Below are 14,853 nucleotides of genomic sequence, written 5' to 3' on the forward strand. Positions count from 1 at the left end.
ATTCTGTTACACGAACCGCCACGCCGTGTAACGCATCGATGTCCGGCGTCTCACTTCGCCGGCTTCCGCCGGAGCGCCTCAGGCGAGGTAGGAGCGCGCCCCGTGCCCGGCCAGCGCCCGCAGGACCGCTTCGCCGTCGTGGGTGCCGACGGCCTCGTGGAGGCGCTCGTGGCGGTGCACGCCGTCGTGCGGGCGGGCGACGGTGGCCTCGCGGCGCAGGTTGAGCGCCATGTACAGCTGGATCTTCACCAGCACCGACTCGTACACGAGGGTCAGCTGCCGGTTCCCGGCCAGCGCCACCACCGCGACGTGGAACTCGCGGTGCGCGGTGGCCACGTCGAAGTGGTCGCCCCGCGCGTCGGCGGCCTGCATCGCCTTCATCGCCGCGGCCACGCCGGCCAGGTCGGCATCGGGCGGCGTGGCCTGCACGGCGTGGCGCTCCAGCACGTCGCGGACCGCGTACAGCTCCTGGATGTCGGTGTCGGAGAGGATCGCCACGCGCACCCCGCGCCGCGGCAGGTGCTCGACGAGGCCCTGCTGCGCGAGGAGCCGCAGCGCCTCCCGCAGCGGAGCGCGGCTGATGCCGAAGCGCCGGGTCAGCTGCTCCTCGACGAGGCGCTCGCCGGGCTCGGTGCCGCCGCCGAGAATTTCCCGGGTCAGCCGGAGCGCCGCGAGCTCGACCAGGCTCGCGCCGGGCAGCTCCTCGCTCTCCTTCATCGGCCCAGTGTGGCAGACGCGACGGGAGACCCGTCAGCTCAGCTCCGCCGTCACGAGCGGTGAGGCCCGCGCACCGCGGCGAAGCGGGCTTGCGGAGGGCCTCGAACGCGTCGCGGGCGGCGCGGACCGCGGCGAGGTCGGCCCCGCGTTCACCGCGCCTTCACGCCCGCGACGCCGTGACGAGCCACGCGCGGGCGCCGAGCCACACGCCGTCGCCGGTCAGGTGTGCGGCGAGGTCGGCGCGCAGGCGCAGGAGCGCGTCCTCGGTCGCGGCGCCGGCCCCGGCGAAGCCGCGGACGAAGCCGAGGGCCGCGTCCGCGTCCGGGCCGTAGTACACGGGCTCCTCGACCTCGGTGCACGCCACGTCGGCGAAGCCCGCCGCCGCGAGGATCGGGGCCGGGTCGGCGAGCGAGAACGGGGACTCCGGCAAGGGGAACGCGCGGCGGAGCGTCACGGCCCACTCGTTGCGGTCCGCGGCCTGCCAGACCAGCATCACCAGGCGGCCGCCCGGGCGCAGTGCGCGGCCGATGTTCGCGAACGCGGCCACCGGGCCGGCGAAGAACATGGTGCCGAAGCGGCTGATCGCCACGTCGAAGGAGGCCGGAGCGAAGGCGTACGTCTGCGCGTCCGCACACTCGTAGGCCGCGCCGCCCGCCTCCCGGGCCCGGGCGACGGCGTCGGCCGACACGTCCACGCCGAGCACGTGACCGGCGGATGCGGCACCGGCCGCGGCGCGGGTCGTCTCCCCCGCGCCGCAGCCGATGTCGAGGACGTTGTCGTGCGGCCGGATGCCCCAGGTACGGCGCAGCACCGCGCCGTACCTGGTCAGCTCGGCGTCGTAGTCAAGCGGCACCGGTGCAGTGAACCATCTGGGCGCCAGTAGTCGCTGCTCGCCGCCGGGACCTGCTCGTCCGAGCGGTCCACGAACAGCCGGGCCGGGGTCGCGAACAGCAGTGCGGACGCGGGGGAAGGCCCTACCGCGCGCGCAGTCCCGCGATGACGAGCCGGATCATGCGCCGGGCGTCGTAGCCGGGGTCCGCCGCGCCGATGCACAGGTTGCCGACCCCGCGCATCAGGACCAGCGCGTCCATGCCGGGCTCGATCTCGCCCGAGCCGGCGGCGGCCTCGAGCAGCTGGGCGCAGACGGGGACGAGGCGCTCGATGAAGTACCCGTGCAGGCTCTGGTCGGCCAGGCCGTGCTTGGTCACCAGGAAGTCGGCGAACAGCTCGATCCAGGCGGCCAGCGCGGCGTGCGGCGACGGGCTCGAGGCCAGCAGCGCCGGGCCCGCCTCGGCGCACGCCTCGACCTGGTGGCGGTACACGGCCACGACGAGGTCGGCGCGGGTCGGGAAGTGGCGGTAGATCGTGCCGACGCCGACCCCGGCCCGGGCCGCGATGTCGCGCACGGGCGCGTCGACGCCCGACGCGACGAACGCCGCGGCCGCCGCCTCGAGCAGGGCCTGCTCGTTGCGGCGCGAATCCGAGCGGCGCTTGCGCGGCGGATCGGCCACCGTAACCCCCGTCACAAAGAGTGGATACCGGAACCAGGTTCCGGATAACTTAGCGGAACCAGGTTCCGTTAAGACAGCATACCGGAGGACCTCCATGCCCACGCCCGTCGTCTCCGTGCACCCGATCGCCCTCACCCGGCCCGTCCGCGTCTCCGCGCCCGTCACCGGCACCGGCCTGCCCGTCATCGTGTTCTCGCACGGGTTCGGGCAGTCGGCGCGCGGCTACGAGCCGCTCGCGGCGTACTGGGCCGCGCACGGCTTCGTCGTCGTCCAGCCGACGCACCTCGACTCCCGGACGCTGAACCGGCCCCTCACCGACGACGTCTGGCGCATCCGCATCGACGACCTCAAGGAGGCCATCGACCGCCTCGACGAGCTGGAGGCGGCCATGCCCGGGCTCGCGAACCGCGTCGACCACTCACGGATCGCCGTGGCCGGGCACTCCTGGGGCGCCCAGACCGCCAGCACCCTGCTCGGCGCGCGCACCCCGAGCGGCGAGGACTTCACCGACAAGCGGGTCTCCGCGGGGGTACTGCTGGCCCTCACCGGCAAGGGCGGCGACGACCTGACGCCGTTCGCGGCCGAGCACTTCCCGTTCATGAGCCCGGACTTCGAGCACATGGAGACGCCCGCGCTCATCGTCGCCGGCGACCACGACCAGTCGGCGCTGTCGGTGCGCGGCCCCGACTGGTTCACCGACGCCTACCACCTCAGCCCGGGGCCCAAGCACCTGCTGACCCTGTTCGGGGCCGAACACTCCCTCGGCGGCATCTCCGGCTACGAGTCGGCCGAGACCACCGACGAGAACCCCGAGCGGGTCGCGCTCATCCAGCGGCTCACGACGGCGTACCTGCGCGGCGAGCCCCTCGACGCGGACGGCGCCCTCGGCTCACTCGCCGCCAAGTAGGGGCACGGCCAGGCGGGCCCGCAGCTCGTCCACGGTGGTGCCGAAGGTCTCGGCCACGACCACGCCGGACGGGCCCAGGCGGAAGACGGCGTGCTCGGTGTAGACGCGGCTCACGCAGGCCAGGCCGGTCAGCGGGTACGTGCACGCCGGCACCAGCTTCGGGGAGCCGTCCCGGGCGAAGAGGCTCATCATGACGTACACCTCCTTCGCCCCGATCGCGAGGTCCATCGCACCGCCGACGGCGGGGATCGCGCCCGGCTCGCCGGTGTGCCAGTTGGCCAGGTCGCCGCCCGCCGACACCTGGAAGGCGCCGAGCACGCAGACGTCCAGGTGGCCGCCGCGCATCATGGCGAAGGAGTCGGCGTGGTGGAAGTACGCGGCCCCGGGGAGCTCGGTCACCGGCTGCTTGCCCGCGTTGATGAGGTCCGGGTCGGGGTCGTCCTCGTTCAGCGGGCCCATGCCAAGCATGCCGTTCTCGGTGTGCAGCACGATCCCGCGCTCCGGGGCGAGATGGTCCGCGACGGTCGTGGGCTGGCCGATGCCCAGGTTCACGTAGGCACCGTCGGGGATGTCCCGCGCCACCAGGGCCGCCATGTCCGAGCGGGACAGGGTCATCCGGCCACCTCCACGAGCCGGTCGACGTAGATGCCCGGCGTCACCACCGCTTCCGGGTCGATGGCGCCGGGCTCGACGACGTGCCGCACCTCGGCGACGGTGAGCGCCGCCGCCGTGGCCATCACCGGGCCGAAGTTGCGGGCGGTCTTGCGGTACACGAGGTTGCCCATCCGGTCGCCGGTGTGCGCGCGGATCAGGGCGACGTCGCCGCGGATCGGGTACTCCAGCACGTAGGCGCGCCCGTCGATGACCCGCGTCTCCTTGCCCTCGGCCAGCGGCGTGCCCACGCCGGTGGGGCAGTAGAAGGCGCCGATGCCCGCACCCGCGGCGCGCATGCGCTCGGCCAGCGTCCCCTGCGGTACCACCTCCAGCTCGATCTTCCCGGCCCGGTAGAGCCCGTCGAAGACCCACGAGTCGGCCTGGCGCGGGAACGAGCAGATCACCTTGCGGACCCGCCCGGCCGCCAGCAGCGCGGCGAGGCCCGTGTCACCGTTGCCGGCGTTGTTCGACACGATGGTCAGCCCGGCGGCGCCGTGGGCGATGAGCGCGTCGATGAGCGTAACGGGCATGCCGGCCATCCCGAACCCGCCGACGAGCACGGTGTCGCCGTCGCGCACGGAGGCGACGGCCTCTTCCGCGGTACACACCGAAGTCACTGCTGCCCCGGGAACGTCAGGAACACCGTCTCGTCGTCGCCCTGGAGCCGGATGTCGAAGCGCCATCCGTGCGGCTCGGCGACGGCCAGCAGCGTCTCGCGGCGGTCCACCGGCGGCAGGTCCTCCGCGCGCAGGTAGGCGCGCGTGAACAGCCGGTCGGTGAGCCCGCGCGCGAACACCGTCAGGGCGAAGAACGGGCGCGGCCCGCCGGGCGCGAGCGTCGAGAAGGTGTACCGCCCGGTCGCGTCCGTGCCGGCCCGCCCCCAGCCGGTGAACGTCCAGCCGTCGCGGCGCAGCGAGCCGGCCGCGCGCACGACCCGGCCCTCGGCATCGGCCTGCCACAGCTCGATGAGCGCGTCCGGCACGGGATCGCCGGCCCCGTCGAGCACAAACCCCTGCAGCTGTACGGCCCCGGCCCGCCCGGGCGGCACGAGCTCGCTGTCGCCGGGGTAGGGCAGGCCCAGGTGGAAGAACGGACCGACGGTCTGGCCCGGCGTCATGCCTCGTCCTCCAGCGGGGTGCGGTGCGTGCCGGTGAGCACGATGTCCCAGCGGTAGCCGAGGCTCCACTCCGGCGTGTTGAGATCGTGGTCGTAGGCGGCGATGAGCCGCTCCCGGGCCTTCGGGTCGGTGATCGACTGGAAGATCGGGTCGCGGGCGAACAGCGGGTCGCCGGGAAAGTACATCTGCGTCACCAGGCGCTGGGTGAAGCCGGTGCCGAACAGCGAGAAGTGGATGTGCGCGGGGCGCCACGCGTTGACGTGGTTGCGCCACGGGTACGGCCCCGGCTTGACGGTGACGAACCGGTAACTCCCGTCGGCGCCCGTGATGCAGCGCCCGTGCCCGGTGAAGTTCGGGTCGTGCGGCGCCGGGTGCTGGTCGCGCTGGTGGCGGTACCGCCCGGCCGCGTTCGCCTGCCACACCTCGACGAGTTGGTGGGCGACCGGCCGCCCGCCGCCGTCGAGGACCCGCCCGGCCAGCACGATCCGCTCCCCGATCGGCTCCCCCGCGTGCTGGATGGTCAGGTCGGCCTCGTCGGCGGCGACGTCGCGGGGGCCGAAGACGGGCGCCCACAGCTCCACCCCCTCCGGGTCGACGGGCACCGGGGGGCGGGCCGGATGGCGCAGGGTCGTGCTGCGGTACGGCGGATAGTCCAGCCGCGTCCCGTGGCCGGCCGTGCGCGCCGCGGCGATCGCCGCGATCTCTTTGTCGATGTCGGCCTGGGTCGGCAAACTGCTCACGTCCGAACCGTATGCGCCCGCGGCCGTCCCCGCGAGCAGTCCCTTCCGTTCAGTGGAACCCGGGCCTTGTCCCGCCCGGCCCGGCGGGGTTGGCTGGGGGACATGCGCACCGAGGTCGCCATCGTCGGCGCCGGCCCCGCCGGACTGCTGCTCTCGCACCTGCTGGCCCGGGCCGGCGTCGAGTCCGTCGTGGTGGAGTCGCGGTCGCAGGAGTACGTGGCCTCGCGCATCCGGGCCGGGATCCTGGAGCACTCCAGCGTCGAGTTGCTGACCGAGGCCGGCCTCGGCGACCGCCTGCGCGCCGAGGGCCACGAGCACCGCGGGGTGTACCTGCAGTGGCCGCACAAGCGCCACCACCTCGACTTCGTCGACCTCGCGGGCCGCAGCGTGTGGGTGTACGGGCAGACCGAGGTGCAGAAGGACCTGGTGGCCGCGCACTCCGGCCCGGTCCTGTACGAGGTCTCGGACACGCGGCTGCACGACCTGACCACGGACCGCCCGTACGTGACGTTCCGCGACCGCGACGGCGCGGCCGTCAAGCTGGAGGCGTCCGTCATCGCGGGCTGCGACGGCTCCTTCGGCCCGAGCCGCGCGGCCGTCCCGGCGTCGGCGCGGCAGGTCTTCGAGCGCACCTATCCCTACTCCTGGCTGGGCATCCTGGCCGACGTGGCCCCGTCGACCGACGAGCTCATCTACGCCTGGCACCCCGACGGGTTCGCGCTGCACTCGATGCGGTCGGAGACGGTCTCGCGGCTGTACCTCCAGGTGCCCAACGGAACCGACGCCGCCGCCTGGTCCGACGCGCAGGTCTGGGACGAGCTCGCCAAACGGCTCGGCCACGGCCAGGACGGCTGGACCCTGGCTCCGGGCCCGATCACCGACAAATCGGTCCTGCCCATGCGCAGCTTCGTGCAGACCCCCATGCGGTACGGCCGCCTGTTCCTGGCCGGCGACGCCGCGCACATCGTGCCCCCGACGGGCGCGAAGGGCCTGAACCTGGCCATCGCGGACGTGGCCCTGCTGTCGCGCGCGCTGATCGCCCTCGTCAAGGAGCGGGATGCCGGACCGGCCGACCGATACTCGGACGACGCCCTGCGCCGAGTCTGGCGCTGCACCCACTTCTCGTGGTGGATGACGACGATGCTGCACGCCTCGGGCGACCCGTTCGACGCGGAGCTCCAGCTATCCCAGCTACGGTGGGTGACGACGAGCATCGCGGGCGCGACGGGCCTGGCCGAGAACTATGCCGGCCTACCGATATGAGCTGTGCCTCCTAACTCGGCGGGGGAGGCTTCGCCTCCACCCGCACCCCCTCACGATCTGCGCCTCACGCGCCAGGCCGCGCGGGGCCCGGCGACGGGCTTCCTGCCATCGGCCCGAAGACGCGCTCCTGGTCACGTACTACTACGGGAGCGTCCGCGCCGGATGACCGCTCGCTTGACCTTCTCCTCGGCACTGCTTGGTTACGGCGTGGCACGAGCCGAGGAGAGCGCGGGCGCTGAATACCAGATCCCCCGCTTGCGCGGAGGTTCCCGAGTCGAACGGAATAGGAGGAAGCGCCCTCATGGCCTCGGCTCGCGCCGTCTATGCCGGGATCAGCTCGGTGAGCCGATCCAATGTATACACCTCGGACCCCTCCGGCAGGTTGTCCGGGGCCTCGAGGCCGATGTACGTCACCGGCCCGTCCGGCGCGCGGCCGTCCCACGTCGTGACCTCGGTCCGCGTGCGCCAGCGGTCGATGAGGTACGCCATGGTGAGGTACCGCCGCTCCATCAGGGCCCGGACGCGGTCCGCGGTCGTGAACTTGTTGTCCTCGACGCGGTTGAACGCCGGGCGGCCGTGCAGGTACAGGTGCAGCCACACGGCCTGCCAGCCGCGCTCGCCCTTGGCGAAGACCATCGGCAGCGCGATCCGGCCCTCGCCGCGCATGTGCGAGCGGGCGCGGACGGTGCGGGCGTCGAACGGGGTGCCGTGCTGGTCGGCGGTGCGGGTCTGGTACCCGAACATCGACTCGGCGACCTCGTCGAACGACTCGCCCGCGTAGATGTACACCTGCGGCACCACATAGCGTCCGCCCACGGTCAGCGGCACGTCGATGAACTCGGTCGCGCCGTTCGGGGCGTCGGTGATGTCGCCGGAGTGCACCACGCCGTCGTGGTGGTAGTTCGTCCACGACACCTGGCCCGCCGTGTGGAAGTCGTCGTCCAGCAGCAGTACCGACAGGTCGTAGTCGGTGCGGCGGCTGTTCTGGCGCCAGTACGTGAAGAAGCGCAGCAGCTCGCCCGGGACCGGCGCGCGCGAGCCCCGCGGCAGCACCGCGAAGCCGCCCTCGGCCGCCTTGCCCGACAGGGGCAGGGCGACGTCGAGCACGTCCGGGTCCACCAGGAGCGGGTGCGCCGGCTGCGGCAGCCGGGCGCCGATCTCCGCGTCGAGCCGGGCCGACAGGTCGGCCACCAGCTCGGCCGGCAGCGGCGGCCGCTCGTCCCGGCCGACCCACGCGCGCCGCGAACGGTTCGCGTACATCCGCGCCGACACGGGCGCCAGCCGGTTGCCGACGTGCTCCCGCAGGGAGCACAGCACGCGACCCGACGCCGAGCCGAGCGCGGCCGTGACCGCGTCGACGACCGCGGCGCGCTGGGCCGGCGGGGCGAGCCGCAGCAGCCGGTCCGCCGACCGCAGCAGAAGACCCGGAGCCGCCGACAGTACGGTCGCAGCCCGGTCGGCCGCGCCCGTGCGGACCGCCGCCTCGGCGCGACCGGCGAGGTTGCGCACCCGCCGCTCACCCCGAGCGACCGCGAAGACCTCGCGGGCCTGCGGCCACTGGGCGTACTCGTGCGGATGCAGCCGCTCCCCGAGCCGCTTCCACGGCTCGGCGTGGCGCGCGACGTCGCCGAGCTTGTCCGGGCTCGCCGCGACGATCTCGTGCAGCGCGGCCAGCAGGACCCGCCGCTCCCGGCGCCGGAAGGCCCGGAACCGGGTCGGGGTGGCGAGCGAGGCGTCGCCGCCGGAGACCTGGCAGGCCAGGCGCAGCACGTCGGTCGTGGTGTCCACGGCGACCAGCGGCCGGCCGAGGACGAGGCGGACGCCGTTGAGCACGGCGCGGTGCTCGCGCACCGGAACCGTCGCCGGCTGCTCGCCGTCCAGGCAGGCCACGGCGAGCTCGCCGAGGATCGCGAGGTCGGCCTCGCCGAGCGGCACCGCGCCGCCGGCCAGGGCCAGGTACAGCCGCGATGCCTCGGCCTCGGCGCTGTCGCCGAGGTGCAGCACGGTCAGCCGGTCGCCGGCCGCGGCGACGAACGCGTCGTGCGCGGCGAGCAGCTCGTCGTACGTGTGCTGGTAGGTGCCGTAGCCCGGCAGGTCGAGCAGGTTCACGCCGCCCGTGCCGAGCAGGCTGCGCAGCTGCTCGTCGGTGGCCGAGCCGCCTCCGGCGAGTACCGCCGCCCGCAGCCGCCCGGTCCAGAACTCGACGGTGTCGGGCACGTCGTCGGGGAAGCCGATGAAGTACGCGTTGTGCCGGACATGGTCGCCGACCAGCTCGCGCACCGCGGAGACGACCGTGGCCGCGAGGTCCATGGCCGGGCCCGGGGCCAGGGCGCCGACGTGCTCGAGCACGGCCCGCGACGCGGAGAACCCGGCGTCGAGCAGCGCCGCGTCGAGCTGCCGCGCGACGGGCGCACCGTCGCCGGGCGCGCCGGTGCTAACCGGCACGCGCAAAGTCTTGGAAACAATCAGCTTCTCGAGCACGAAGGGTCGCCCCCGTTCCGGCGTTCGTGACCACAGGTGGGCCCCGAGGTTACCGCAAGCCGGAAGTGCGACGGTGGTGGTTTTTCGCCGGGGTACGGGCGGATCACGGCCGCCGCGGCGCCTGGGCCGGATCGGCGTACCAGCCGATCACGTCGTAGCGCAGGCCGGCCGGTGGCGTGCCGGTCGCTTCGGCATCGTGGAACCCGAACACGGTGGCGCAGTTGGGGTACAGGGCGGCGAACGTGGGGTCGCTGTAGCCCTCGCCCGAACCCAGCCCGAACCCGACGGCGCTGAGCGTCTGCACGTACGTCGCGCCGGCGTCCGCCCCGGTCCACAGCTCCCGGGCGATGCGGCGGCCCAGATAGCGCTGCGAGGAAACGGCGCCCAACCGGGCATAGCCGGGCGCCCTCCGCCGCACAAGCGGCCCGCGGGGATCAGCCGCGCGACCGGGGCAGGCAGCACTTCTTGTACTTGCTCCCGGACCCGCACCAACACGGCTCGTTGCGCTCGGGCGGCCAGGCGATCCGTCCCGAGCCGGCGGCCAGCCGGTCGGCGTAGCCGGCGCGCGTCTGCGGGTCGGCCGGCGCACCGTCCCGGCCGGCGAACCCGATCAGGCCCGCGACCGAGCCGCGCAGCAGGGACCGGCCGGTGCCGGCCGACCGGACCAGTTCACGCTCCAGCCGGGCGCGGTGCTCGTCCCAGGTCCCGCCGTACGACTCGGACAGGGCCGGCCACTGCGCCACCAGGCGATCGAACTCGGCCTGCGGCCAGAACAACAGGTCATCGGCCGAATCAGCGGCCGCGGCGGCGCCGGTCACGGCCAGCTTGCTCTCCAGCCGCTCGGCGAGGTTGTCATGGGCGTCGTGCGACCGGCCGATGGCGTGGCGGACCCGGTGCCGCTGCTGCAGCAGGAAGAACAGCAGACCGGCGTCCTCGGCGCTGGGCGGCTCGGCGGACCGATCCGTGGTGGCGGCGCGTTCGGCCAGCGCGACCCGCACCGCCTCGGTCAGCCACTCCTCGGCGACCAGGTTGCGCCCGCCGGCGGCCAGCGCGGCCCCGAGGTACGCCGCCGCATCGGGATGCCGCCCGAGCAGCGGGCGCAGCGGCTCGAGCTCGGCCATCGCCTCGTCCTCGCGCCCGGATCGGAACAGGATCCGGGCCCGCAGTGCCCGCGCGGCGCCGGCCTCGCTGTCGTCCCGCGGCCCGTAGGCGTCGATGGCCCGCTCGACGTACCGCAGTGCCGCGTCGAGCTTCGTCCGGCTCTCGGCGATCTCGGCGGCGAGCATGAGCGCGAACCCAGCGTCCTGCGGATCGGCCAGACGCTCGCCATCGACGGCCCCGGCCAACTCCGCCGCGACGCCGAGCGGATCGGCCGCACCGAGCGCGGACTGCCGGATCTCACGAAGGTCCGCGCTGGTGAGCTTCCCTTTTGTCAACACACCGCCACGCTACTGCGACTGATTCGCCTTCGCCGTTGATCTGCGTCTCACTCGTCCAACTGTGGCTCCCACGTGCCCGGCGAAGTGCGACCGGGGTCAACGGCGTCCTCACATTACGAAACGGTCCGCGCACTCACCCCGGCGCGCGCATCCCCTCATCCAACGCGGCAACGACCCGATGCTTAACGTCCGCCCCAGGAGGCTTCATGCTGGTGGTCAATTCGACGAACACCGCCCATGTCGGAGACGTCGCAGTCGAGGGCACCGCGTTCCGGAGGTGTGTGGTGAGTGATGTCTGACGGTGGATACATATTCGTCAGCTACGCCCATTCTGACCGTGATTACGTGCATCGGCTGGTCGCCTCGCTGGCTCGGTCCGGGGTGGATGTGTGGGCCGACGATGAAATCGCGACGGGAGAGCGCTGGGAGCAGGTGCTCCGGGAGCGGATCACATCGTGCTCTGCGCTGCTGGTCGTGATGTCCCCGGCGGCCGCGGCATCGAGATGGGTGGCTCGCGAGGTGGACCTGGCTCAGCACGCGGGCAAGCCCGTTCTGCCGCTGCGCCTGCGCGGCGACATCATTCTTGGTCTCGACGAGATCCAGGTGGAGGACGTACGCGACGGTCGGATGCCCGGAGCGGCATTCGTCCAGCGATTGCGGGGGCAGGCGCCGTTGAGGCGTACGGTTCGCCATGCTGTAGGCCCTGTGCCCAACGGAGCGGACTGTTTCCAGCAACGCACGGTGGCCGCCGACCTGGACGCCGCGCTGGCGGCCCGCGGTACAGCCATTCTCACCGGCTCGTCGGCGCAGATTCTCTCGGGCTTGGGCGGGGTAGGCAAGACCCAGCTGGCGGCGGCCGTAGCGCGGCGTCTGCGCGACAATGCGCAGTTGGACATCCTTGTGTGGATCAACGCCCAGAGTCGCAGTGCGATCGTGACGGGCTACGCCCAGATCGGAGCCGAGATCACCGGGGTCGACCAGGCTGATCCGGCGTACGGCGCCGCCGCATTTCTGGCCTATCTCGGCGTTACGACGGCCCGCTGGCTGGTCATCCTCGACGACCTGACGGACCCGTCCGATCTGGACGGGTGGTGGCCGCCGGCAACCCATGGTGGCCAGGTCATTGTGACCACACGGCGCCGGGATGCGTCATTGCGCAGCCATGGAGAGGTGCTGCCGGTCGGGTTGTTTACCCCCTGGGAGGCCCGCGCCTACCTGGCCGAGCAATTTGCGGAGGACCCGGCCCGGCTCGATGAGGCCGACGATCTGGCCGCGGACCTGGGCTACCTTCCCCTGGCTCTTGCCCAGGCCGTCGCCTACATCTTCGACGGTGACCTGACCTGCGCGGAGTACCGAGTTCGCTTCTCCGACCAGCACAACGCGTTCGCCGCCCTCGTGCCCGCCTCTCTGCCAGATGACTACTCACGACCCAGCGCCATCACGTTGACCCTGTCGGTGGAGGCAGCCGATCAGCTGGCACCGCGAGGGCTGGCCCGCCCGCTGTCGGTACTGCTTAGCCTGCTGAACCCAAACGGCGTTCCGATCGAGCTGATGTCGGCACGGGCAACGGTGGAGTTCCTAACGGCTGTCCAGCCGAACGCCTCAACGGCCGAGCCGGTCACAGCAGATGTGACGCGCGATGCGATCGCCTGCCTGGTTCGGCTCAATCTCGTGGTCTTGGACGAGGACGCGGCCGGCAACACCAGCAGCGTGCGGGTTCACGCTTTGGTGCAGCGGTCGATGCGGGACCAGACCTCGCACGACCTCCTCCTACGCGCGGCCCGTGCAGCGGCCGACGGGATAGTCGAAATCTGGCCCGAAGTCGACCGAGACGTCGCGCTGGCGCAGTCGTTGCGGTCCAATGTAGATGCCTTGCGAAGTCACGCCGAGGGCAGTCTGTGGACGACCGCAGCGCACGCCGTGCTCCTGCAGGCAGGATACAGTCTCGGCAGCGCTGGGCTACTCCAGGCTGCGACTGCCTACTTTGACCAACTGACCACCGACGCATCCTCGCGGCTCGGCGCCAGCCACCGTGACACTCTGCTCAGCCGCGCGTACTCGCTTCGCTGGCGTGGTGAGTCTGGAGACGCCGCAGCTGCCGCGGCGGACGCCGAAGTACTTATCGCCGATCAGGTTACAAGCCTCGGACCCGACGATCCTGACGTCCTGGCGGCCCGCAGCAACCTCGCGCGCTGGCGCGGCGAAGCGGGTGATCTACGCGGTGCGATCGAGGCTAACCGGGCGTTACTCGCCGACCAGGTACGGATTCTCGGGGCTGACCACGGTGAGACCCTCTCGACCCGCAACAACATCGCCCACTCGCGCGCCCGCGCCGGCGATCCCGCCGGGGCGGTCCCCGAGTTCGAAGCACTGGTCGATGACTACAGCCGCGTGCTAGGCCCACAGAGCTACCGGACGCTGACCATCCGCGGCAGCCTGGCCCGATGGCGCGGAGTCGCAGGCGACGTGCCGGGCGCGGTCGCCGCCTACCGGACGCTGATCCCGGAGCAGATCGCAGTGCTGGGGCCGGACCATCCCATCACCATGCGCAGTCGCAGCAACCTGGCGTCGATGATCGGGGAAGGCGGCGACGTCGCCGGCGCCATTATCGGATTCGAGGAGCTGCTCGACGACCAGCTGCGCATTCTCGGGCCTGATCACCCCGACACCTTGGCAACCCGCGGCAATCTCGCCTCGTGGCGCGGCGAGGCCGGCGACGTCGGCAAGGCGGTCGACGAGTTCGAGGCACTCGCAGGCGACTTCGCACGCGTGATGGGTGTGGACCATCCGCAAACCCTGACCGGACGCGGCAATCTGGCGTACTGGCGGCAACGGGCCGGTGACCTCGCCGGTGCGGCCGTCGCCTTCGCTGACCTGCTCTCCGATCGGGTACGCGTCCTCGGACCCGACCATCCCGACACGCTGTGGAACCGGGCAAACCTCGCCACACTGTTTGGCGATGCCGGCGATCCAGGTGCCGCCGTCCAGGCGTTCGAGGAAGTGCTCTCCGATCGGGTACGCGTCCTCGGACCCGATCATCCTGAAACTCTGGGCACCCGAAGCAGCCTGGCATTCTGGCGGGCCGGATCCGGCGACCCAGCGGCCGCGGTCGCCGAGTTCGAAGGCCTCCTCGGTGACCTGGTCCGGGTATGCGGCCCGGACCATCCGGCCACTCTCGAGGCCCAGAACCGACTCGGACTATGTCGGCAGCAACTCGACCGTTGACCGACGTCCACCAGCGCCACGTTTCGGGACACGGCCGCACTGAGCGCCGCCTATCCCCTCGTCGGCCTCTGCGAGGAGTAGCCGCTACGTGACGGGCCGGATCATGGCTGGCATCCTTGCCGTGGAGGGCTTCCGGATCACCAGGATCGAGGCCGGGGAGGGACGGTGACCCCGAAGCCGCTGCTCGGCGCAGGGCCTGGGATCCGGTCCAGCAGCCCTACGTGCTCCGACGGCCGGCGATGGGGACCCGGCCGCTTGTCGGGACAGGAAACCGGTGCTGTCCGCGACCGGCACAGCTCTACCGTGACTCGGTGACCGAGTAGCGAAGGTAACGCGGGTTCTGGTTGGACCTCGGCTCGCGACGCTCACGCATGCGGCGAAGCTTGTCGATGGCTTTGGACCGGGTGATGCCGACGCCTCGGCCACTCTGCCCGCGTACCGTTGGGCGCTCGTCGGTGCTCATGACTCCGGCGCGCGGCGCGGCCGCGATACCGTGCCGCGCATGTCCTGCCGCTGCGGGGACGTACTGTGCATCTCCGGCGGGCGGGAGCCGCCGAGCCCCGCGCGGCCCGGCAGGCCAGGCGCCGATCGTGAGGGGGTGCGGGTGGAGGCGAAGCCTCCCCCGCCGACTAGAGACACGGTGGGTCGCCGGGGACTCGAACCCCGAACCCTTCGGTCCAAAAGGAGAAGGAAGTACTCCCATGGCCGCCGCGAGGGCGGGGGGCGGAAGGACTAACCAGCCGAATGCTCTACCAGTTGAGCTAGCGACCCAAGGCATTGACGATCGCACGGTACGCGC

13 protein-coding genes and 1 tRNA gene are annotated in these 14,853 nt (G+C 72.3%); 3 read left to right on the forward strand and 11 right to left on the reverse strand.

All coding sequences use genetic code 11. The features are described from left to right. Nucleotides 1-78: 78 nt before the first annotated feature. From AB0B76_RS10685 to AB0B76_RS10695, 3 genes are all read right to left on the reverse strand, one after another. On the reverse strand, nucleotides 79-717 hold the full coding sequence (locus AB0B76_RS10685) for a GntR family transcriptional regulator (protein WP_360372807.1): 639 nt from the start codon (nucleotides 715-717) through the stop codon (nucleotides 79-81). A 160-nt stretch (nucleotides 718-877) separates the two neighbouring features. Beyond that, complete coding sequence (locus tag AB0B76_RS10690; protein ID WP_360372809.1) at nucleotides 878-1,570, reverse strand: methyltransferase domain-containing protein; 693 nt, start codon at nucleotides 1,568-1,570, stop codon at nucleotides 878-880. Between the two features lie 121 nt (nucleotides 1,571-1,691). Next, nucleotides 1,692-2,243 carry a TetR/AcrR family transcriptional regulator gene (locus tag AB0B76_RS10695; RefSeq protein WP_360372812.1) on the reverse strand — a complete coding sequence of 184 codons (552 nt, stop codon included), beginning with the start codon at nucleotides 2,241-2,243 and terminating at the stop codon, nucleotides 1,692-1,694. On the opposite strand from AB0B76_RS10695, the gene AB0B76_RS10700 reads away from it, so the two are divergent. Further along, nucleotides 2,209-3,135, forward strand: a complete 927-nt coding sequence (locus AB0B76_RS10700) for an alpha/beta fold hydrolase (RefSeq protein ID WP_360372815.1) — start codon at nucleotides 2,209-2,211, stop codon at nucleotides 3,133-3,135. The genes AB0B76_RS10695 and AB0B76_RS10700 overlap by 35 nt on opposite strands. Here the strand turns inward: AB0B76_RS10700 and AB0B76_RS10705 are convergent. The 4 genes from AB0B76_RS10705 to pcaH are packed head-to-tail and all read right to left on the reverse strand — an operon-like array spanning nucleotide 3,118 to nucleotide 5,646. After that, nucleotides 3,118-3,750, reverse strand: coding sequence for a 3-oxoacid CoA-transferase subunit B (locus AB0B76_RS10705; RefSeq protein ID WP_360372818.1), 633 nt, complete (start codon nucleotides 3,748-3,750; stop codon nucleotides 3,118-3,120). The genes AB0B76_RS10700 and AB0B76_RS10705 overlap by 18 nt on opposite strands. Next, nucleotides 3,747-4,406 (reverse strand): 3-oxoacid CoA-transferase subunit A, encoded by a 660-nt coding sequence (locus AB0B76_RS10710; RefSeq protein ID WP_360372821.1) that lies wholly within the window; start codon nucleotides 4,404-4,406, stop codon nucleotides 3,747-3,749. The genes AB0B76_RS10705 and AB0B76_RS10710 overlap by 4 nt, the downstream gene beginning before the upstream one ends. Continuing rightward, the gene (gene pcaG, locus AB0B76_RS10715; protein ID WP_360372824.1) at nucleotides 4,403-4,906 is read right to left on the reverse strand and encodes a protocatechuate 3,4-dioxygenase subunit alpha; all 504 of its coding nucleotides are present in this window, start codon (nucleotides 4,904-4,906) and stop codon (nucleotides 4,403-4,405) included. Before pcaG ends, AB0B76_RS10710 begins: the two co-directional genes overlap by 4 nt. Next, a complete protein-coding gene (gene pcaH / locus AB0B76_RS10720) occupies nucleotides 4,903-5,646 on the reverse strand; it encodes a protocatechuate 3,4-dioxygenase subunit beta (RefSeq protein ID WP_360372827.1) in 744 nt (247 codons plus the stop codon). The genes pcaG and pcaH overlap by 4 nt, the downstream gene beginning before the upstream one ends. Nucleotides 5,647-5,748: 102 nt before the next feature. On the opposite strand from pcaH, the gene AB0B76_RS10725 reads away from it, so the two are divergent. After that, complete coding sequence (locus AB0B76_RS10725; protein ID WP_360372830.1) at nucleotides 5,749-6,909, forward strand: 4-hydroxybenzoate 3-monooxygenase; 1,161 nt, start codon at nucleotides 5,749-5,751, stop codon at nucleotides 6,907-6,909. A gap of 321 nt (nucleotides 6,910-7,230) precedes the next feature. Here the strand turns inward: AB0B76_RS10725 and AB0B76_RS10730 are convergent, their stop codons facing one another. The 3 genes from AB0B76_RS10730 to AB0B76_RS10740 form a co-directional block, all read right to left on the reverse strand. Then, nucleotides 7,231-9,390, reverse strand: coding sequence for a hypothetical protein (locus AB0B76_RS10730; RefSeq protein ID WP_360372832.1), 2,160 nt, complete (start codon nucleotides 9,388-9,390; stop codon nucleotides 7,231-7,233). A 103-nt stretch (nucleotides 9,391-9,493) separates the two neighbouring features. Further along, nucleotides 9,494-9,778, reverse strand: a complete 285-nt coding sequence (locus tag AB0B76_RS10735) for a hypothetical protein (protein ID WP_360372835.1) — start codon at nucleotides 9,776-9,778, stop codon at nucleotides 9,494-9,496. 46 nt (nucleotides 9,779-9,824) lie between these two features. Next, nucleotides 9,825-10,829, reverse strand: coding sequence for an SEC-C domain-containing protein (locus tag AB0B76_RS10740; protein ID WP_360372838.1), 1,005 nt, complete (start codon nucleotides 10,827-10,829; stop codon nucleotides 9,825-9,827). 291 nt (nucleotides 10,830-11,120) lie between these two features. Here AB0B76_RS10740 and AB0B76_RS10745 point away from each other — a divergent pair, with 291 nt between their 5' ends. Next, on the forward strand, nucleotides 11,121-14,054 hold the full coding sequence (locus AB0B76_RS10745; protein ID WP_360372841.1) for a tetratricopeptide repeat protein: 2,934 nt from the start codon (nucleotides 11,121-11,123) through the stop codon (nucleotides 14,052-14,054). A 641-nt stretch (nucleotides 14,055-14,695) separates the two neighbouring features. Here AB0B76_RS10745 and AB0B76_RS10750 read toward each other — a convergent pair. Then, a tRNA-OTHER gene (locus AB0B76_RS10750) sits at nucleotides 14,696-14,825 on the reverse strand. Nucleotides 14,826-14,853 lie beyond the last annotated feature (28 nt).

The sequence above is a fragment of the Dactylosporangium sp. NPDC049140 genome, assembly GCF_040648435.1.